At 45.3% G+C, this 21,042-nt stretch carries 19 protein-coding genes; 6 read left to right on the top strand and 13 right to left on the bottom strand.

Features of this window, described 5'->3' with window-relative positions; translation table 11 throughout:
• Positions 1-5 precede the first annotated feature (5 nt).
• The 3 genes from DWX33_RS07165 to DWX33_RS07155 form a co-directional block, all read right to left on the bottom strand.
• Positions 6-4,154: a leucine-rich repeat domain-containing protein gene (locus DWX33_RS07165; RefSeq protein ID WP_122380110.1), complete on the bottom strand. Its 4,149-nt coding sequence runs from the start codon at positions 4,152-4,154 to the stop codon at positions 6-8.
• A 708-nt stretch (positions 4,155-4,862) separates the two neighbouring features.
• Positions 4,863-5,594: a DUF3990 domain-containing protein gene (locus tag DWX33_RS07160; protein ID WP_008773742.1), complete on the bottom strand. Its 732-nt coding sequence runs from the start codon at positions 5,592-5,594 to the stop codon at positions 4,863-4,865.
• Positions 5,588-5,866 carry a DUF3791 domain-containing protein gene (locus DWX33_RS07155; protein WP_005867148.1) on the bottom strand — a complete coding sequence of 93 codons (279 nt, stop codon included), beginning with the start codon at positions 5,864-5,866 and terminating at the stop codon, positions 5,588-5,590. The genes DWX33_RS07160 and DWX33_RS07155 overlap by 7 nt, the downstream gene beginning before the upstream one ends.
• A gap of 133 nt (positions 5,867-5,999) precedes the next feature.
• Here DWX33_RS07155 and DWX33_RS07150 point away from each other — a divergent pair, with 133 nt between their 5' ends.
• Complete coding sequence (locus DWX33_RS07150) at positions 6,000-6,359, top strand: DUF3791 domain-containing protein (RefSeq protein ID WP_306801560.1); 360 nt, start codon at positions 6,000-6,002, stop codon at positions 6,357-6,359.
• Here the strand turns inward: DWX33_RS07150 and DWX33_RS07145 are convergent.
• The 3 genes from DWX33_RS07145 to DWX33_RS07140 form a co-directional block, all read right to left on the bottom strand.
• Positions 6,266-7,879, bottom strand: a complete 1,614-nt coding sequence (locus tag DWX33_RS07145; protein ID WP_233570135.1) for an outer membrane beta-barrel family protein — start codon at positions 7,877-7,879, stop codon at positions 6,266-6,268. The two genes, DWX33_RS07150 and DWX33_RS07145, sit on opposite strands and share 94 nt — an antisense overlap.
• The gene (locus DWX33_RS22780) at positions 7,858-8,340 is read right to left on the bottom strand and encodes a hypothetical protein (protein WP_233570134.1); all 483 of its coding nucleotides are present in this window, start codon (positions 8,338-8,340) and stop codon (positions 7,858-7,860) included. Before DWX33_RS22780 ends, DWX33_RS07145 begins: the two co-directional genes overlap by 22 nt.
• 125 nt (positions 8,341-8,465) lie before the next feature.
• A complete protein-coding gene (locus DWX33_RS07140; RefSeq protein ID WP_233570133.1) occupies positions 8,466-10,154 on the bottom strand; it encodes a LuxR family transcriptional regulator in 1,689 nt (562 codons plus the stop codon).
• A 117-nt stretch (positions 10,155-10,271) separates the two neighbouring features.
• Between DWX33_RS07140 and DWX33_RS07135 the strand changes: the two genes are divergently transcribed.
• The 3 genes from DWX33_RS07135 (at position 10,272) to DWX33_RS07125 (ending at position 12,773) form a co-directional block, all read left to right on the top strand.
• Entirely contained in the window at positions 10,272-11,453 is a 1,182-nt protein-coding gene (locus tag DWX33_RS07135) for a sensor histidine kinase (RefSeq protein WP_057326837.1), read from the top strand.
• Positions 11,450-12,211 carry a LytTR family DNA-binding domain-containing protein gene (locus tag DWX33_RS07130; RefSeq protein WP_005867143.1) on the top strand — a complete coding sequence of 254 codons (762 nt, stop codon included), beginning with the start codon at positions 11,450-11,452 and terminating at the stop codon, positions 12,209-12,211. The genes DWX33_RS07135 and DWX33_RS07130 overlap by 4 nt, the downstream gene beginning before the upstream one ends.
• A gap of 124 nt (positions 12,212-12,335) precedes the next feature.
• On the top strand, positions 12,336-12,773 hold the full coding sequence (locus DWX33_RS07125) for a LytTR family DNA-binding domain-containing protein (RefSeq protein WP_008773747.1): 438 nt from the start codon (positions 12,336-12,338) through the stop codon (positions 12,771-12,773).
• Here the strand turns inward: DWX33_RS07125 and DWX33_RS07120 are convergent, their stop codons facing one another.
• Both DWX33_RS07120 and DWX33_RS07115 read right to left on the bottom strand, forming a co-directional pair.
• Positions 12,774-13,979, bottom strand: coding sequence for a hypothetical protein (locus DWX33_RS07120; RefSeq protein WP_057326840.1), 1,206 nt, complete (start codon positions 13,977-13,979; stop codon positions 12,774-12,776).
• Complete coding sequence (locus DWX33_RS07115; RefSeq protein ID WP_005867135.1) at positions 13,966-15,282, bottom strand: DUF4270 family protein; 1,317 nt, start codon at positions 15,280-15,282, stop codon at positions 13,966-13,968. Before DWX33_RS07115 ends, DWX33_RS07120 begins: the two co-directional genes overlap by 14 nt.
• A 271-nt stretch (positions 15,283-15,553) precedes the next feature.
• Here DWX33_RS07115 and DWX33_RS07110 point away from each other — a divergent pair, with 271 nt between their 5' ends.
• Positions 15,554-16,555 (top strand): kelch repeat-containing protein, encoded by a 1,002-nt coding sequence (locus tag DWX33_RS07110; RefSeq protein WP_008773751.1) that lies wholly within the window; start codon positions 15,554-15,556, stop codon positions 16,553-16,555.
• Positions 16,542-16,895 carry a DUF4907 domain-containing protein gene (locus tag DWX33_RS07105; protein ID WP_008778715.1) on the top strand — a complete coding sequence of 118 codons (354 nt, stop codon included), beginning with the start codon at positions 16,542-16,544 and terminating at the stop codon, positions 16,893-16,895. Before DWX33_RS07110 ends, DWX33_RS07105 begins: the two co-directional genes overlap by 14 nt.
• Before the next feature lie 62 nt (positions 16,896-16,957).
• On the opposite strand, the gene eno is transcribed toward DWX33_RS07105, so the two are convergent.
• The 5 genes from eno to rpsK all read right to left on the bottom strand — a co-directional run bounded on the left by eno (position 16,958) and on the right by rpsK (position 21,038).
• Positions 16,958-18,241 (bottom strand): phosphopyruvate hydratase, encoded by a 1,284-nt coding sequence (gene eno, locus DWX33_RS07100; protein ID WP_005867129.1) that lies wholly within the window; start codon positions 18,239-18,241, stop codon positions 16,958-16,960.
• A 180-nt stretch (positions 18,242-18,421) separates the two neighbouring features.
• Positions 18,422-18,907, bottom strand: coding sequence for a 50S ribosomal protein L17 (gene rplQ, locus DWX33_RS07095; protein WP_005867127.1), 486 nt, complete (start codon positions 18,905-18,907; stop codon positions 18,422-18,424).
• A gap of 7 nt (positions 18,908-18,914) precedes the next feature.
• Positions 18,915-19,907 (bottom strand): DNA-directed RNA polymerase subunit alpha, encoded by a 993-nt coding sequence (locus DWX33_RS07090; protein ID WP_005867125.1) that lies wholly within the window; start codon positions 19,905-19,907, stop codon positions 18,915-18,917.
• Positions 19,908-19,919: 12 nt separating this feature from the next.
• The gene (rpsD, locus tag DWX33_RS07085) at positions 19,920-20,525 is read right to left on the bottom strand and encodes a 30S ribosomal protein S4 (RefSeq protein WP_005867123.1); all 606 of its coding nucleotides are present in this window, start codon (positions 20,523-20,525) and stop codon (positions 19,920-19,922) included.
• Positions 20,526-20,648: 123 nt separating this feature from the next.
• Positions 20,649-21,038, bottom strand: a complete 390-nt coding sequence (gene rpsK / locus DWX33_RS07080; protein WP_005634781.1) for a 30S ribosomal protein S11 — start codon at positions 21,036-21,038, stop codon at positions 20,649-20,651.
• Positions 21,039-21,042: the final 4 nt, after the last annotated feature.

Below are 21,042 nucleotides of genomic sequence, written 5' to 3'. Positions count from 1 at the left end.
AGCGATTACCATTTAATGGAACGAGTCTGACGCTCGCCCGCCTTGGTTGTCCATGTCATATAATAAATACCAGACTGAGGTAGGGCGATACGCACCTCGCCATCCGTCACCTTACCAGCGAAGTGGATACGACCCGCCGCATCGCATACGTTCAAAGTTTCCACATCACGCAAGCCGGACACGATCAACAAGCCTTCTCGCACGTTCCAGCGAATCGACGCATCGATTGCCTCAACAGAAGTCACCACATCGTTTCTCAGCTCAAAGCGGTCAGAGAGGATTCCAGCCTCGGCCTCGAAAATATAAGCCTCCTTATTCAGATCGCATACGGCCCCCGTCTGCTTATCTACCAACTGAATACCTTTGCCAATCTTCTCTTTCAATGAGATCGTATAGCTTCCCTTGGCAGGCAAGACACATCCAAGGCGTACCACACCATCCGCTACCGGACGCTCGTTGATGGCCAATCGATTCCCGTCTTTATCCAAACTATAGAAAGAGGCGGCATCCGCATTCGGACTGCTAAACTTGGCGGCATCAAGGCCGATCTCATACTCCATCGAAGCCTCCTCGTTGAATACCACACGGGTACGATCGCTTGCCTTCTCGCCTTCCAGCAGCAGGTTGACAACTTGACGGTTATCCACGCTACGTAACCCTGAAGCCGCTTGCGTTTCCCTCGGCAGGGCGGCCACACGACCCTCCGGATTGAATACCAAGCTGGAAGTCTTCTTTTGTACGAAGAAGGCCGTAAGCGGTGCCAGATAAACACCCTTATCATCCTGCGTATAATACTCGTAATTATTCAAATTGCGAGACCAAACCGTCACCGTAGCGTCCAATCCATCAGCGAACAATCGCTCCACGCTATAATAGGCAGGATACGGATTCCCCACGAAGTTCCAATTGGCATTCATGGCATTATCCGAGGCGTATGTGTTCAATGGTATCGTCACGCTCGCCCGATTAAGGAGGGCTTTCATATCGCCGGTCTTGGTGGTAAATCCATCAGCCATTCCATCGCCGCTATTGAATTGGATGATATATCCCGTATTCGCCTTCAAGGTCTCCGCATCCGAAAGTTGCCGCCAAGACTCTCCTACGCCCTTATCCGCACGAGACTTTCCATCGTATTCCCGTACCACAAAGCGAGCGTCGCTGCTCGTCAACTTGATTTCTGACATCTTCAAGTCGTAGGGGAAGGATACGAAATGCCAATAACCACTCCATGCGTCCCAATTGAAAGAGATCTCCTCGGTCTGTATATCGGAATTCACCAGCAAAGAGGCATCCCGATAGTAAGCGAAGCTCTTCGGTTCCCAAACCTCGTTGCCTTCAACGGTGAGGCTACCGGAATACAAGATAACAGCGGGACCATCTACCTTATTCTGATCATTTACGATGACATCACCGTTAACAACCATAAGTCCATCGTCGAAGAAACGAGCCTCCAAGGATCGGTCTACCATACCAACTTGCACCGTCAACTCTTCTTCATTGGAAACACATTGATCATTCTCATACCAACCAGCAAACAATCGAGGATCATCGGCAGGCATCTCCACCCTCACCGTAATGGATTTACTATCATTTCTTACCATTTGAAGAAGGTCTGATGTATTAGGGAAACTTATACGCACGAATTTACCGACAAATGCTTTGTCCTCCTTACCTGCCTTATAAGTATATATAGTATCATCGGAGACTTTTGTCTCACCATCATACCAGCCAAAGAACAAATTAACATATTTAGCCCAATAATAATCCTCCCAATTTCCACCCTTACAAACCGCCTTCAAGGTCACTATTTCCCCCTCTTCATAGGCACCGCTACCTTCTACCCATCCATAATTTTCATTATTAGAAGTTGCCGTAATCAACTGCCCAAACTCCACAATGTTATTTCCGAATGGAGACCAGTAGGTGTTTGCTTTATAAGTATCCTTCATGCCTTTCGGGACGTAAACTTTACAGGTGGTCTTATCTACGGATTTAAAAACATCAGCTCCATCCAAACGTACCATCTCTGTAGACTTCAACTTGATAGATGAGACCTTTGCGGAAGCGAAAGCGGAATTGCCTATGGATCGTAAGGTACCGGGGAAAGATAATGTGCCGGTGATCGGACATGCATAGAATGCATTGTTGCCTATATAAGACAAGGACGTATTCAAGAAGTCCACGGAAGTAACACCAGTATTATTAAAAGCGTAACCGTCAATCCGCTCCAATCCATCCGGAAGTTTCAATGAAACGGGCACGCATGAGCTGGAAGAGAAAGTAGAGTAACCGACCGCCTTCAAGTGAGACAATAACGATAAATCAATCTTTTGTAAGCTGGAACAGTCCGAGAACGCAGACTCCCCGATCCTTTCTACAAACTCGGGCATATTCACTTTCCGCAATGCGGATAAACCAGAGAACGCAGAATTACCTATCTCCTTTATCGTATTCGGAAGAATAACATCTTCCAAATAACGCAACCCTCCAAACGCATAATTCGGTAATCGATCCTCTTCCATCGTAGCCTTGCTCAAATCAGCCTTTTGCAACAGCTCTATTTGCTTAATGACCTCGAAGTCACTAGCGTTCATCGGACCGATGATACGCAAATCTAAGATAGTAGCCAATGGAATATTCAGTTCCGTCAATTTCGCACCCAGCGAACCGGCCGCATCCAAGGTCACTACTACAGGATCCGCATCGATCTCTACAATCTTGCTTTCTTTCCAAAAAGCAGCCTCACGATAAGCCTTAGCAAAGCCTTTCGGTACATATACCAACGCATTCTCCAAACCGATCGATTGCGACAAGCCGATCGGCTTCTCAGCCTTCATGATTACTTTCGCTCCTCTTCCCGAGAAAGATCCGTTATAAAAAGCCTCTCCTTTTATAGTCAACACAGATTCCGGGATCGTCAGTTCCATCAATGATTCGTTATAAGGAAACGAACGCTCACCAAGCGTCTTCACCGTAGAAGGAATCGTATAAGCCTCATTCTTCTTTCCCGCCGGATAGAGTAATAAAGTAGCCTTGTCCACCACAAAAAGGACTCCATCGATAGAGGTATAGAAACCGTTATTGATTACGACTTCCTCCAAAGAAGAACACCCTTCAAAAGCAGCTAGATTCAACGTATTCAAGGATACACAATTACTCAGATCTACTTTTTTCAAGCTTTGACAAGAACTAAACGTTCCAGAAGAAATAACTGCGAGCTGTGTGCTTTTACTGAAATCAACGCTAGTGATATTACGACAATTAGAAAAGGCAGATCTACCCAATTGGGTGATTCCAGAAGCAAAAGCGATATCACCAGCCAAGGCACAACCTTCAAAAGCTCTTTCGCCTATATCTTTTAAGGCTGTCAATTGAGAGAAATCGAAACCAGATAATTGATAACACCCATTAAATGCATAAGATTCTATCGTCTCCAATACCGTACAGCCATCCAACGCAACACGTGTCAAATTACGACAGGCATAAAACGCATACCCTTGAATCGTCTTCAATGCCGAGCAACCAGATAACTCCACCGTTTGCAAAGAGGAACACTCGCCAAATACCCAACTCCCCAAACTCGTCAGCTTAACGCATCCCGTCAAATTTACCGTCACTAAATTGCTACAAAACCTAAAAGCAGAAGACCCTATTTCCACTAAATTCACACACGTCGATAAATCCAAGCTCAGCAAACCACTACATTTATAAAAGGCATTATATTCTATCCTCTGCAATTGCGTAGCTTTCGAGAAATCCAAGTCTGTCAAGGTACTACAGTCAGAGAAGGCCTCCCGCTCTATAATTTGAAGTACTCCCGGAAATACCACTTTTCGGAGCGTCAACTTGTTTTGGAAAGAATTAGCTGGGATATAGCGTAAATCTGCCCAAGCGCCACCCATTTTAGGCAACTCCGTCACCCCACTCATATCCAGCACTTGAAGCATACCCATCTGCTCCTTCATCGTCTTAAAGTCCTCCGCTCTCAGTAGCCCATTTACTTTCAAGCTCGTTACCTTGCCCACATCCGCTCCTAGCTCGGATGCCAGCGTATTGGACGAGGTCAGTGTTACCTCCTTCACCAATTGCGCATATACACTACTACTTATCCCAAGTCCTACGAGAAAAGCAAAAAGAAAGAAAAGTTTTTTCATACTCATTCTATTTGAATTAATAATTGATTTACCCTACAATCATCAACCACTCCTTATCATCCACACAAAGAAAAAGCGCGAGGCTTAGCCATTGTCACCCTCCTTTAGGTATCCCCATACCCTGCCCGGATAACAAACAGCAGCCCCACGCTTCATTATAGGATGCTCCTCTCGAAGTAACTATAACAAGCATGGGCGTCTGTTGTTATTATTCCCGGGCACGAAATTGGGGATTTCAAAGAAGGGAATAATATCTTTTAACGCCTTTTCCACGAAAACGAACCCGCCGAGCTTCCACTCTAACGGCTCGGTACAAAGTACGGAATTTCCCATGAATCCCGCAAACATCCATGCGAATATTTAAGATTCCTCATCCAATCCATAAGGACAAAAGCCGAAACAAACCGAAACAAATGTTTCTTGAACCCTATGTAAATTTCCGCACTACCTAATGTATACTTCATTCAGTGACAGCGAACGTTCGTTCGGCGGCGGTGAATATATATTCGGCGACAGCGAATGATCGTTCGCCGCCGCCGAATGAAGAATACAAGCTTATTTTTTAGAGAATAAGAAGGCTATAAAGCAAGAATACAAACAATACCTTAAAACTATCGACAATAACTCTCTAAGCAGAGCGACAGCTCCCCTGTACATTCCTCGATAAGTGTCCTTTTGTATAGAAGGAACCGCACGCAAGTTAAGACACTAGCCCTGTTTATCCTGCAGCTCTCGTATGATTTCGTCAAGAATGTAGAGATCGCTTTTTAAAAGCAAATCTCCATTCCGTAATGTCAGGCATTTATAAGTATCACTATTATAAAAAAGGTCTAATGCTTTATCGGCAGAAATACGCAAACGAGACGCAAGCAGTTCGATAACTCCCCTATATTTACCCTGCATAACCGTATCAGCCGCACCAGGGACAACAAGTGGAGCAGGTGTTTTAGGTAAAAGAAACGCTTCCGTAAAGCAGAGGCAACGATCTATGATCTCTTGGTTAATTATGCAAATCTGGTTATTAGGCTCTTGATGGATAAGACGAGCCAAGGCCTCCTCGCGTGTATAATCCCCACGCATATAAAGGTCAATCGTACGAATCACACGGTCATCCGCTATACCTCCTTCTATCATGTCATAAGCTGACCACAAATTTCGACCTTGACGACAGGCCACTACAAAGTCTAACCAATCAGCATCATAAGTTTCGAAACATAAATAGCGATATGGCAAGACACGACAGACATCCATATCCAAAGAATAAACATTCAGCCAAGCCTCATCCTTATGACGTACCTCTGCTGTACGAAGTGCCCAACGAACTGCCTGTTCTTTCAAGTCCGTAACATAGAACCCGATTCCAAAATCCAGATTAGGCCGGCAAACCCCAGCCAAAGGCTCCTCTATGCGGCAAGTGGAACCATGATAAACCGTCAACATAGTGTTTTCCCTTTCTCTTCAATACTACGGAAGGGTTTATATCCGTCCGGGAGCCATTGAGGATCACGATAGTAAATATATTCTAAGATGGAGTCTACGATATATGATTTCCCTTGCGTATGCAAGGTATCGTAATAAGAGCGGATATAGCCATTGATCGCTCCTAGTTCCTTCAGTTTATTATATACATCCGAACCATAACGCCCTAATCGTTCCGCGGTACTCTCTATGCAATAAATCATAAATTCCAGTTGCTTCTCCTCTATAGTCATAACCCTATCCTTTTTCTGGTTATAGATAACAAAGTTAGCAAATACTTCTCAGTTATACAAAGACAAATATCATTTTAGTACTACCACTACGGAATCCTCTATTATAGATAATTTCATCCACGGATTTTATCGCATGAGCCGCTTTTTACGTACATTTAAAGCAAATTCATCTAAGCGACATGGAAAAATGGATAAACAAATCGAACTATCGCAAACAGAAATAGAGCTAGCGTTCGCTTCCTTTTGTATAGAAGGAACCGCACGCAAATTGGGGCAGCCTTATCAAGAGGTGTTCGCACGCATGAAACGGGTAGGAATGATAGAGAACTATATCCTACCCAATTATGATATATTGCATACTGAAAGCCGCGAACACGTAATCGACAATATAGATGTAACTTACTTCCGACTATTCAATATACCCGATTCATTATCTGAATTATATAACTTACGATCCACGGATTTGTATTTGCGACCGAAATCTAAGTGGTAAGAGAATCCAATCTCGAAGCCCGGATAAATATCACCAAAACGCTGATCGGTCACATAGGGAGCGATCGCTGAATGGTTCTTACTCCGGTAACGGGCGGATGAGGTAAATTGGGTAGAGAAAGAAGCGCTTAACTGAACCTTCCCGATCCTATAACCGATACCCAACCTATTAAAACGATCGGCCTCACGACTGGTCTCACCCGAAAAACTATAGCTTCTCTTATAAATCAACAGGTTAAAATTAAAGTTCTTCACATCGCTATTCAAAGAGATCACATAGAAGGGATCCGTGTATGTATGCGAATAGCTATTTCCATTCGATTGGAAATGGTTCAAGCCTCCGGAGATATTCATGCGCAGATAATCGCCGAAGGGTGAATAATTCAAATACAGTTCCGGCGTAAAACGATGGAAACTCCGTTGGTTATCGTAGATACGGATAAAAAGTCCCCGGCTAGCGTCATACAGGGTCTCTTCCATGACCATGCGGGGCTGGTATTGGTAAGAGAAAGTAAAGCCGGCCTTGACCTTTGCCGTATTCACATGAAATTCCACGGCGTTGTTATGATATAAGAAAGGGGATAGACCCGGATTACCTCTACGAACCTGTAAGGAATCAATCCATTGCTCCACGTTACTCAACTCAGACAAGGATGGGTTTACATTGCGCAGGGTATACCGATAACGAGCGGATAATACCTCATTGATAGTATAAGTAAGTGTTACCTGCGGGCGGAAATACCACCGATTATAAGAGCCCGAGTTTTCTTGCGATAGATAATTACGGGAGGCGCCCAAACCTACGTTATAAACCAACTTCTTCCAAGTTCCTACGTATTGCGCATACATATACGATTCAGATTCCGTCATATGGGTCGTATAATCACCGGAACCGGAATATACGTTGTCCGTATAAGCCTGCGTATGTTTCAAACCGGCGGAAATACGACCGGTCTCTAGCTCTTTCTCGTAGATACCCTCTCCGATTACCGAATAGCGCTTTCCATCTACTTTCGTATAAATATCTGTCAAAGGAATACTTTCCAGTTCTTCCCGGTAGGTATGACGGCTATCGGTATTCGAATAAGTTCCCACGACATTGACAGCCAATGATTGTTTACGTGGTAATTTCCGGAAATAATACAAGTCGAGCGAGGGACGGGTATTCAAGGATTTATTATTATCGATAAGATCGGTCGTCATCTTGCTCTCGCTATTCCTTAAAAGGGCATTGCTATAGTTATGCGGATAGTCATAATAATAAAAATTCAGCTTAGCGTTCAAGAAATAATCATCATCCTTCGTGTAGTTATAATTCGCCGTCGTAGTCCAATACATCTCATAATCCCTCCCGGGGATTCCTTCCTGTGTTCGCTGGAAGGTACCATCTGGGGTATGAAAGATTTCCGTCCGGTCTTGCCATGCCTCTTTATACCGGTGTCCGTTCGCAAAGCTGGATAAAGAGAATTCCGAACGTCCTCGGTTATACTTACCATATATTATATATAATCTGCCATCCAAAACGTGTTTAATTGATGGCTTAAATCCACGCCGAGATTTCCACCGGAAGTCCGCTTGATCGTTATATAATCCAAGACGATATCGACTCCTTCCCCATATCGCAAGCCGGGGTTATCGTGATATTCCACCCGTTTGATATCCTCCGGCGAGAGGGCTGCGACTTCTAAGGAAGAAGCCAACACGCCATTTATACGCAACTGAACGTTTCCATTCGCCATAGAGATACTTTTCGTATTCGGATCTACCCATAGACGAGGTAAGGACATCCGCCTTGTCAAATCCAAGCCATCCATCGAGCGCCGCACTTGGTCTTTAGAGGGGAATATAAGTTGACGGTCTCTCTTTCTTATAATCGAAGAGGCTTGAATGGTAACCTCATCCAAATCGATCGTTTTCTCCTCTTGCGCGTTTACCAAAAAGGCAACGCAAATCAATCCCACAAATAATACTTGTCTTCTCATAAAATTCAAATTTGATTCGAGACAAATGTAAGGAGGTAAACAGCTAAAATCGATTTATACAGGCAAGAAACTAAAGTGCAAGGCATTACGTGCATATACTGATTTACAAAGTATTAGCGAACGACTTAGAGAGAAAAGTTTATATTTGCCGTTTGAGCACTTATATTGCCGATGATATCCTCTTTCTCGTCCATACCCAGCTTATGGCGGATGTCCGTCTTGCGCTGATAGATCGTACGGACGCTTTGCTGGGTAACCACACTGATTTCTTTGGTAGAGAAGCCGGCGCATAACAAGCAGCAAAGCTGGATTTCTTTTTCCAGCAAACGCCCATCAGACAATCGGACCAGATGCGTATGGAAATTATCATAGACCGCATCGATAATCGGATACAGGTCATCCCATACCAAAAGCGTATCTACCGGGACATCCTCATTCGTGATACGAGTCATTTGCTGGAGCAATTCCTTATTTTGTTGCGTGGGAGTAGTCGCCATCAAGCGGATAACACCCAATTGCTGCAACAAGACCTTACGGAAAAAGGCACTATCGGGTTTCTCCTCCTCCGCTACGGATTGCCTCGATTCGTCCAAGAGCTGACGCAAGGCCTCCAAACGCTCCTCCATATCGATCAAACGGTTCCTTCGGTTACGGATATAGATGGAAACTCCACCAGCGACCAATAGAGAAAACAAGGAGACGATCACCAAGATAGAGAACGTGCGCTGCCGGCTCATCTCCAGACGAAGGTTCGCTTGGCGCAAACGGTTTTGGTCGATCAAGCGTTCTCGCTCCGCCTTCTCCGTTTGCGATTTCACGATATACAAAGAATCACAATATTGCCCTAATCGGGAAATATCCACCGGTTTATTTTCCTTTACGTCCAATATAAATTGATAGGCATAATTCAGCGCATGCGAGGCTATATCATCGCTGTGACTACGCTCCAAGTCTAACGTATTCTTCTCGATATACTTCCGGGCAGAATCCAGCTCCCCAAGATTGATCCAAGGCATAACATAGGATCCCAAGATTTCTCGTTCCGGATAACGTTCCTTCAGCAAACGCAAATAGCTGATAGAAGCCTTGGGATTAAAGTCATACAAGAAATCCGCGTAATTGCGGGCAAAATGATGGGCATACCATTCGATATTCTTAGCCAAGGCCGAGTCCGCGGCCAAACGAAGATAATAATCCGCCGAGTCCCTCATTCGCAAGCGGCTATAACTCAACCCGGCCATATAATAGGCCATCTCCTTAAATCCAGCTTTTGGCGAGGCTTCCCATTCCTTCGAGTCTGCGATCGTTTCCCGATACAACCCCTCACCAAAGCTCAAGGAAGTCAATCGGTCATAAAAACGTACAAGGTAGGTCGAATCCGAACGGGAATAAGCGGAATCTATCGCCTCTCGGTACAAAGCACGTCTTTGTTCCAACCCCTTCCGGGAATCACCCATATAAATAGCCTTTACGAAATAAGCGGAAAGTAAAGGCTCCGAGGCATGCTCCTTATAATAATCCACTGAGTAGTCGATGAGCGAGTCGTTCACTAAGCTGCGCCCCTGCAAGAGATGAAGCCAAGCGAGCCTCCGTCCATACTCTGCCTTATCGCTATCCGAAAGAGCGGAAAGCGTTATTTGTTCCTCCAGCAGCCAGGCAGCGCTATCTAAGTTATTCTCGTTTACCAACCGGTCCGCCTCCGCAAATTTTTCCCGGACGGATTTACCGCCACAGGAAAGCAACAGGCAGACACTGGCCAGAAATATGTAGACAAACCATTTCGTCATAGCGACAGAGATCCTAATTTCCGGCAAAGGTACATTATTTTCGGAAGCCCGGGCGATTCACCGATATTTTTATCCGTTTCGTCGATTCCTTTTCCCGCTCGGATAAGGAAGCCCTATCTTTGTAAGCAGACAAAGGGTTTATCTATGTTACAATTAAAAAGAAACGACTTATTGATCGGCTTCACGATATCCGTCTTGCTTAGTATTTTCGTGAACTTCGCCCTTCTGATGCGTAAATATGAGTTCGAGACCGGAAACCCGAGCATGGATATCCAGCCTCCGGATCGCACCATGTATTATTTGCTAATCTGGTTCTTCGTGTTCTCCTTCATCTTATTTATTGTCAACAGCCTGATGTATAAGCTCGGGGACAAGCTTTTCCGCAGGAAAGAGTATAAAAGGGTATTGCTGGTTTGCGTAACTTGTATCAGCATCGCCTACGGCATGTTTCATCTATCGCCGGTTTTGTACACGGCCATTTTCGTAGAATGGCTTGGGGAAGATGGGCCCCAGCCAGCTACCCAGGATATCATGATCCGCATCGACCGGGGCAGGATGGCTACGCAAACCATCAGGTCTGCCGAACGCCGGGGCATACCGGTACCTCCCAAGCCTTTCACGGTCCCTAACTCTTTCATGACGGAGCATCTTTTCGTCTTCCTTACGGTTATGCTAAGTTCCGTACTAATCCGCCTGTTAAGCAGCAAGCAACAAATGAAACTGGAATATGAACAATTGAAGACCGAGAAGTTACAGAATTCCTATAACGCCTTGATGGGACAAATCAACCCACATTTCTTCTTCAACTCCTTAAATGGATTGAACGCCTTGATACAGAGCGGAGAAAAACAACAGACGTTGGCTTATCTGGATGAGCTATCCAACGTCTTCCGGTATATCTTGCAAAGCAACAAGAAAGAGCTGGTTACGCTAGCGGAAGAACTTCAATTCGTAAAGGCGTATACCTATCTGCTGAGCGTGCGCTACGAGGGAAAACTATTCTTCTCCATCCAAGCGGATACCCCTTACTTACTTTGGTATCTGCCGATATTGAGCGTACTCCCCTTGATCGAGAACGCCGTAAAGCACAACGTTATCAGCAAGCAATACCCGCTACAGATCGATATCTATACCACCCATGAGGACAAACTAATCATATCCAATAAAATACATCCTAAGTCGGAAGATAGCAAAGGCAGCGGTATCGGATTGAAGAACCTATGGGGGCGCTACCGGATGCTTACCGGAAAGGACATCCAGATCTCCAACCGCAAGGAATATTTCAAGGTCACGCTTCCTTTACTCAATAAACCCATTCACTCATGAAAGCAGTTATTATAGAAGATGAGACTACCGCCGTTAATAGCTTAAAGGCGATCCTAGCGCAAAATACGGTTACCCCGATCGAGGTGATCGCCGAGCTGGAGAGTATCGAAGAGAGCGTTGAGTTCTTCCGGACATCGCCTCATCCGGATATCATTTTCATGGATATCCATTTAGCGGATGGATCGGCGTTCAAGATATTCGAACAGGTGGAGATAGATGCTCCGGTAGTCTTCACGACCGCTTATGATGAGTATGCGTTACAGGCTTTTCAAGTAAGCAGTATCGATTATTTACTGAAACCTGTCACGCTGGTCTCGCTGGAAAGGGCCTTGAATAAATTACGGCTGTTCGATACCGAGGAAAGGCTGGCGCATATCCGGCAAACGAACCGTACAATCCAGAGTCGCCACACGGTCAGGAGCTTATTGATCATGCTGGCCGATAAATTCTATCCGTTACCGGCTGAGGAGATCCTTTATTTCTATACGGCCAACGAAAAAGTTACCGCCTATACCTTCGACGGAAAACAACATCCCGTAGACCGTACCCTCGACGCATTGGGAGAGCAACTGGACGAGAGGCTTTTCTTCCGGGCCAACCGTCAATTCATCATTTCACGCAACGCCATCAAGGATATAGATCTTTGGTTCGGGAGCCGCCTGTCCGTCAACCTCACCTTACCTGTCCCCGAACGTATTATCATTAGCAAAACCAAGACCCCGATCTTCAAGAAATGGATTCTGAGGGAGGAGGAATAATGTCTTTTCACCCCCTCACGTAAGGCGATTCACCGACCCGATTATACCACTAATCGGTGCTTAACCTTTCTTCACCGAACTTTCCTGTTATTTTGCGGTACAACAAATAAAGGTAAAAAACACTATGCTGAAATGTATCACTTTCGACGGAGACACCTCGACCCTGAACACGCTCATGGGATATTTCGAGAAACTGGACAAGGCTTTGGCCGATGTCCACCAAGCGCTGAGCAAGGAGCAAACAGAACGCCCCATCTTCGTCCGGGAAGGCAGCAAGATCATTCGCCTCCGCCGGGAAGAGATCCTTTTCCTCGAGGGGTACGGCGATTATGTAAAGGTACACCGTATCAATGGCAAGCCCCTGCTCACGCAAGTCAGCTTGAAGCGGTTCGAGGAGTTTCTGGACAGGAATCGTTTTTGCCGGGTACATCGCTCTTACATCGTATCCCTCTCCCACATTAATTATATCGAGCGTAAGCGGATACGTATCGGCGAGGAACTGATCCCTATCAGCGACTCGTACCTGCCAGCCTTGATGAATAAACTGTCTCTTCAAGAGTAACTAAAGTTTCACTTGATAAAACTTCTCGCTTAATGTATAGGTCACCGTAAAGCCCATGATATCCCTTCGCAACGCATTCCCTTGCAATTGGAGACGATCGTAATAAAACGCCGTATTGATACGGCCATTCAAGACGGGTAACCCCAAGCCGACGCTTACCCGATACGCCCCGCCGGATTGCCCTTTCAACCGCAGGTAAGGCGTGGAAACGGAAACACCCGCTTTATAAGACATCCGTTTCCAATAACTGCTGGAGCTAAATCCATTCGGGAAATAGCATACGCCCAAGCGTAGCTCATGCGAATCCCGGAACTTTACCCGGCTATCGCCCGAGTTCAATACCCCGTATTGCCGGAACAGATAGTCCAACGCATACGTCCATTTCTTATGCGCCAATGAGCTACCGATACCTATATATTGAGGTAGATATTGTGTCACCCTTTTCTGGTTATAGGGGGTTTCCGTGCTGCTTCCCGTCACCGTCACCGTGTTTTTCAATGAGATCCGTTGCTTATAGCCGTAAATGGCGCCGACCGTTAGAAAGGTTTCCCGGGCGATCGGACGATGATATTGTAAACCGAAATCGGCGTAAAAAGAGCGGCCGGACATCTCCCTTGACACTGTCATCGCACTTTGTATCTCATTCTGCGTCATATTTCCAAAGATAAAATTAAGATTCATACCGACCGATAGATGCTTGGTCAATAAAAATCCCTGGGAAAGGAAAGCCTTGGAAAGCCCGCCTGTCCCCGAAAACGTACTGGTTACAAAGGTTCCGGGAGATCCTTCCAACTCTTGCGAGGACTTAAAATAATACCCAACGAAACTATAAGGAGTTACCCCGGCGGACATATACCACCGTCGCATGATACGCCCTCCCAATGAGAAAGCGGAGAAATTTCCGGTGAATGCGTTGCTAGAGCTCCCGTCTGAGCGGTATCGCTCATTCTTCACGAAGGCAGATGCCTCAGCGAACAACTTACAACTATCCAACGCCGTCAATCCGGCAGGATTCTCTATATTCATCAGCATCCCTTCCCGCATGCCGACAGTGACACCCGCCATCGAGGTATTTTGACCATATAAACCGGAAGCCATCTCACCCAGTCCAAACATCGAGTAAGGTGAGGAAGTCATCGCATTCTGCGCGGATGTGCTTGCCGCCATCAAGAGGCAAGGGTAAAGAAGGTATCTAGTAACTTTCATAGACCTTATAAATGAGTTGTAGGGTGACCGGGTTACGTCCTCCCTGATCGTTAAACGTCAAGTTCTTGAACGTGCCGGTGTAATCATCACTATTAAAAACCAACTGAAGATTATGCTTATACATGCCAAAGGCACCTAGCTCCTCTTGCATGAATTGAGTCACGTCGAAATAATAATAGGTGTTCTCGTTAAACGTATTGTCTTCCGATAGCGTACCTCGTTGAACCTCGGAACCGAGATAATCGGTCACGGCATCCGTCACCACATTATTCTCATCGGCGATATATAGGTAGAGGCTGTCCGGCAAGGTATTGTAATCCGAATAAGTACCTTGCTCGGGATAAATCTTAAGTAAAGCGCTCTCGATCTCCACTTGCGTGCCTTGTTGCATCAGATTATTCAAATACGGGAATTCCAGACGGGTATACCAACCCAAGCCTCCGAATAATACGCCCCGGTTACTAAGCTCAGCCGAAGGTATCTCCACTCCTTTCATCGGATATCCTGCCATATCCGTTCCACTACGGTCATGGTCGATATGATTGAACTGGGTATCCGTATTTGGGAAGAACCATAATTCCTTCTCCGTGGAAAGCTCATCGGATAAATGATAATGCAGGACTAAAGCGGCGGAGGAATCGGCTACCGTGAAAGTCAGCAGAGACTCGCTTCCCGCCAAGTCCGGCACGATCGCCACCCCCTTGAAATAGTCCTCAAAGCGATCCTCGGACACCGCTTGATCCTGCGCATGAAAACGGGACAAGAGGTCTTGCCCTAGCGCATCGGGAAGACGGACTTCCAGTTTCTCCCCGCCCTTCGGCTTCGGTTTAAATGAGCAGACCGCCAAAGCCTCGGGAGCGTAAGAGACACTGCTATTATTATATAAGTACCCGTTATCGTTTAAGACAATCTTCTCCGTTAGCTGATAAATCGAGAGGGTTTGTTGGAGGGTCGTGTCTCCTACAAAGCGACCATCGAAAGCGAGAGACAGGACTAGCGAGTCCAGTACGACCGTCTCGTCCGGATCAGTCCCATAGCTCGGTCTCTCATAAGCGATAAAGCTATGCGACGAGACGACTCCCCATAATGAATGTTTGTACCGGCCTACCAAAGCGACGTTCTTACCGGATGTCTCCAACGAGTCGATCAATACCGAGGTCACTACGACCGTGCTGGTATCTATACGAACGTTACGGAAAGCGGAGTCCACCAGATCGCTGCCATACGTACCGTTCTCGTCATAACAGGAAAACAGTCCCAGACAGAGCATCAAGCACCCCAAAGCAAAGAATGTTCTAACCATACTTCTTATTTAATAAGCGAATAATCTTTTATCAATCCGATGGCAAAGAACGTATTTAGCGCAAAACCCGGCAAGATAAACCCATGAACCCACCGGTTTCCTCTGTAAACGGCCCGATACTGAAGATGAAACCGATTTCAAAACCATTCGAGGCCCTAACCTATAAATCCGGCTTATTCACCGATAAAAACCGTATGTTTACCGATTTAATTTGTGGGTCTCGTAAAACCCTCGTTCTTTTGCTTCCGTAAAAACAAAACACGTAGTTAGAATGATACACAAAAGGATTCTTGTATTCTTGATCGCTTTTCTTCCTGTCATCATCAGCGCTTGCAGTGATGATGATGACGATGATTTGATCGGTAAGTGGTACCGTGTCTCTGACATGGACGGATTGGCGCGAAATTACGCCTCCTCTTTCACGATCGGTAACAAAGGATATCTGATTTGCGGAAACGACGGAAAAAATCGTTTATCGGATTGTTGGGAATATGATATGGAACGAGATACTTGGACGCAAAAGGCGGACTTTCCCGGAACCGCCCGCAATTCGGCCGTAGCTATGGCGGTAGATGAAAAGGGATATCTGGGAACCGGATACGACGGTACCAATTACTTGAATGACTTCTGGGAATTTAACCCGACCACCAATACGTGGGCACAGAAAGCGGATTTCCCCGGCTCGGGCCGATATGGAGCCGTGGCCTTCGGGGTAAACGGTAAAGCGTATATCGGATGCGGATACGACGGGAATTACCTAAAAGACTTTTATGCCTTTAATCCGGCGGCAAATAGCTGGACGCAAACGATCAGTATCGGCGGGACAAAGCGTCAGGGCGCTACCAGCTTCGTGATAAATGGAATCGCTTATGTATGTTGCGGACAAAATAACGGCGAATATGTAGACGATTTCTGGAAATTCGATCCCAGCACGGAATCATGGACCCAACTTAGGGATATATCGGATTCCTCGGACGAGGATTATGACGATGATTATACGATCACACGTACGAACGGGGTTGCTTTCGTGATTGATGGAGCCGCTTATCTGACTTGCGGTGAGAGCGGAAGCCTACGTAGCGACACTTGGAAATATTATCCGGCCACCGATCTATGGGAAAACGTGGCTAAATTCAAGGGAACTGCCCGTACGGCGACAGCATCTTTCTCCTCTGGCGAGAAAGGATTCGTAGTATCCGGCAAAAGTGGTACCACTCAATTTGATGATATTTGGGAACTTCACCCGAATGAATATGACGATGATGAGTACTAAGAAAGGACGGGCTTGGTTCGTACCGGGCCTAGTGGTACTGCCGGTATTACTGTTTTATTTATCTTTTTTCCGGGGTGAAGAAATGGGGTCTTCTCCCGGGCGGCAACTGGAGTTGCAAACGTTTCAATCGGGGGATGGCTGGGGGTACCAGATTAGGATGAACGGAAAGGTGTTGATTTACCAACCCACCATTCCCTCTATTGATACGGTAATTGCGTTCCCGGATAAGGAAAGCGCAGAAAACATAGGCACACTCGTATTAAATAAATTGGCCGGGAACAGGAACTTCTCGGTCTCTAGAGAAGAGATACAACATTCACTCTCTTATTTAGGGCAATAGATTTATAATCATTAAATGTTAGGGGCAGGCCGGCTATCGATTAGTAGGCTTGCCCCGTTTTTTCACTTCTTATAAGTCTTATAACCATAAACAGCTAAGGAACCCAATTCCTCCTCGATACGAAGCAACTGGTTGTATTTCGCCATACGATCGGAGCGGCTCAATGAGCCGGTCTTGATCTGTCCGCTGTTGGTAGCTACGGCGATATCTGCGATCGTAGCGTCCTCTGTCTCACCGGAACGGTGGGAAGTCACGGATGTGTAGCCATTACGGTGGGCCATCTCGATAGCGTCTAATGTCTCGCTCAATGTACCGATCTGATTTACCTTGATCAAGATGGAGTTCGCGCAACCCTTCTCGATACCTTTCTTCAAGAACTCTACGTTTGTAACGAACAGGTCATCACCTACCAACTGGCATTTTCCGCCTAGCGTGGAGGTTAGCATTTGCCAACCGGCCCAGTCATTCTCGTCCATACCATCCTCGATAGAATCAATCGGGTATTTATTCACCAACTCACTCAGATAAGCGACTTGTTGCTGGGCGTTACGCTTAGCGCCTTTCTCACCCTCGAATTTCGTATAATCATACACACCATCGTGATAAAACTCGGAAGCAGCGCAATCCATGGCTATCGTCACATCCTTGCCCGGCTCATATCCAGCGGCTTTGATAGCGGCCATAATAGAATTCAAGGCATCTTCCGTACCATTCAATGCCGGAGCGAAACCGCCCTCATCACCTACAGCCGTGCTCAAGCCACGATCGTGCAATACTTTCTTCAACGCATGGAAAACCTCTGCGCCCATACGAAGCCCCTCACGGAAACTCTTCGCACCTACCGGACGGATCATGAATTCTTGAAAGGCGATCGGAGCGTCGGAGTGAGAACCTCCATTGATAATGTTCATCATAGGAACCGGCAACACATAAGTATTTGTTCCTCCGATATAACGATATAAAGGCAGATCCAGATAATTAGCCGCTGCCTTCGCTACGGCAAGCGATACACCTAACATAGCGTTAGCTCCTAGATTTGATTTTGTCTTTGTACCATCCAAATCCAGCAACTTATGGTCTATCTCTCTTTGATTCAAGGCGCTCATACCTAAAATGGCGGGAGCGATTACCTTATTTACATTATCCACGGCACGAAGAACACCTTTACCACCGTAACGATTTTTATCGCCATCACGTAACTCGATAGCCTCGTTCTCGCCGGTAGAGGCGCCAGAGGGTACAGCCGCACGACCAAATGCGCCGGAAGCCAAATGTACATCTACTTCTACTGTCGGGTTGCCACGTGAATCAAGGATCTCTCTACCTACTACTTTTACAATTTCCATATTACTATATTTGTTTTATTAGTTGTTCAATGATGTCTTACTTTTCTTTTTCACAAATATAACAATAGCCAAGCAAGGAATGTTCCTTATAACTCATCAAATTTATCAATTCGCTAATAAACAAAAAAAGCGATCCGTGTGATACGAATCGCTTTTCTTATATGATTGTAAAAAACTTGCTTATTCAGCTGCTTTTTCCTCGCTAGCTGCTTCAGCTGCAGGAGCCTCAGTAACCGCTGCTGTTGCTTTTTTACGAGAACGTCTTGTTTTAGGAGCTTTCTTAGCGGCTGTATCCTTCAACATATTTTCGTTATAGTCTACTAACTCAATAAAGCACATAGCTGCGTTGTCACCTAAACGGTTACCAGTCTTGATGATTCTGGTATAACCACCCGGACGATCACCGATCTTCTGAGCAATTTCCTTGAACAACTCTGTTACAGCAAATTTGTCTTGCAAATTGCTAAATACCACACGTCTAGAGTGAGTTGTATCCTCCTTAGACTTCGTGATAAGTGGTTCTACATACTTACGTAGCGCTTTTGCCTTTGCTGTCGTAGTAAAGATTCTCTTATGCTTGATCAAAGAACAAGCCATATTCGAAAGCATTGCGTCACGGTGAGTATTTGTACGACCTAAATGATTGAATTTCTTATTATGTCTCATCGTTTACTTACTCTTTATCTAATTTATATTTTGTGATATCCATACCGAATGAAAGGTTCAAGCTCTCAAGCAGTTCATCAAGTTCAGTGAGCGACTTCTTACCGAAGTTACGGAATTTCAACAAATCATTCTTATTGAACTTAACCAACTCACCTAATGTTTCAACATCTGCGGCCTTTAAGCAATTCAATGCACGAACGGAAAGGTCCATATCAGCCAGCTTGCTCTTAAGCAACTGACGCATATGAAGTACTTCTTCATCGAACTCTTCATTGCCTTCAGTATCCGCTGTCTCGATCGCAATCTTTTCATCTGAGAACAACATGAAATGATGAATCAGAATCTTCGCTGCTTCCTTCAACGCCTCCTTCGGATGAATAGAACCATCTGTGGCTATTTCAAGAACCAACTTCTCGTAGTCCGTCTTCTGTTCAACACGGAAGTTCTCGATTGAATATTTTACGTTACGTATCGGAGTGAAGATAGAGTCGATAGCGATCACATGCATATCTGCGTTCGGGTCTCTGTTCTCATCTGCGGGTACATAACCGCGACCTTTATTAATAGTCAATTCAATCTGGAAACTTGCGGTCGGATCCAAGCGGCAAATAACCAAATCTGGATTCAAGATCTCGAATCCAGTCAGTTGCTTACCAATATCACCGGCTTTGAACACTTCCGAACCCGAAACAGTAATACTCACTTTTTCATTCTCGATGTCGTCTACGATATGCTTGAAACGAACTTGCTTCAGATTCAAGATAATGTTTGTTACATCCTCGATAACACCCGGGATTGTACCAAATTCATGGTCAACCCCGTCGATCTTAATGGATGTAATAGCAAAACCTTCAAGTGACGACAGGAGAATACGACGTAAAGCATTACCTATTGTAATACCATAGCCGGGTTCCAACGGACGAAATTCAAACTTTCCGAAGAAATTGTCCGCTTCCAACATTAATACTTTATCGGGTTTTTGAAATGCTAATATCGCCATGGAAATCAATTATTATTTAGAATACAATTCTACGATCAACTGCTCTTTAATGTTTTCAGGAATGTCAGTTCTTTCCGGCAGATGCAGTAATTTTCCGCTCATTGAAGACTGATCCCACTCAATCCAAGGATACTTGCTGTGGTTGAAGCCTGACAATGCGTCGGCAATAACCTCCATGGATTTAGATTTTTCTCTAACACCAATAACCTGACCGGGTTTTACAGAGTAAGAAGGAATGTTTACAACACTTCCGTCTACTGTAATGTGACGATGAGAAACCAACTGACGAGCTGCGGCTCTTGTCGGGGCCATACCCAAACGATAAACCATATTGTCAAGACGGCCTTCTAACAATTGAAGAAGCACCTCACCGGTAATACCTTTAGAGCGTGAAGCTTTTTCGAATAAGTTTCTAAATTGCTTCTCCAATACGCCATAAGTGTATTTTGCTTTTTGCTTCTCACGAAGCTGGATACCGTATTCAGAAGTCTTTCTTTTTCTGGAGTTACCATGTTGTCCAGGAGGATAGTTCTTCTTAGAAAGAACTTTATCCGCACCGAATATTGCCTCACCAAACTTACGGGCAATTCTTGTTCTTGGTCCAGTATATCTTGCCATTTTTTTATTTTTTTAAATGTTCTGTTTGAATCTGGAACCGTGCAGCCGCGATTACAGAGAGGATAAGGTCAATATGCAATCTATTCACAATTCCGGATTCAATGTTTAAGAAACTATAATTAATTATACTCTTCTCTTTTTCGGAGGACGACATCCGTTATGAGGAAGCGGTGTAACATCAACGATTTCTGTTACCTCGATACCTGCGCCATGGATCGTTCTGATAGCGGACTCACGACCGTTACCCGGACCCTTAACGAATACTTTCACCTTTCTTAAACCAAGATCATAAGCTACTTTAGCGCAATCCTGTGCTGCCATCTGAGCTGCATAAGGAGTATTCTTCTTAGAGCTTCTGAATCCCATCTTACCAGCGGAAGACCAGCTGATTACTTGTCCTTCGCTATTCGCTAAAGACACAATAATGTTGTTAAAAGAAGAATGAATATGAGCTTGACCGTAAGCGTCAACTTTTACGTTTCTCTTCTTTGCTGCGACTGTTTTCTTTGCCATATTA

Origin of the sequence: Parabacteroides sp. AF19-14, assembly GCF_003635485.1 — a bacterium.
Taxonomy (GTDB): Bacteria; Bacteroidota; Bacteroidia; order Bacteroidales; family Tannerellaceae; genus Parabacteroides; species Parabacteroides distasonis.
The sequence above is the reverse complement of the archived record's forward strand: the minus strand, read 5'-3'. Positions and strand labels throughout refer to the sequence as shown.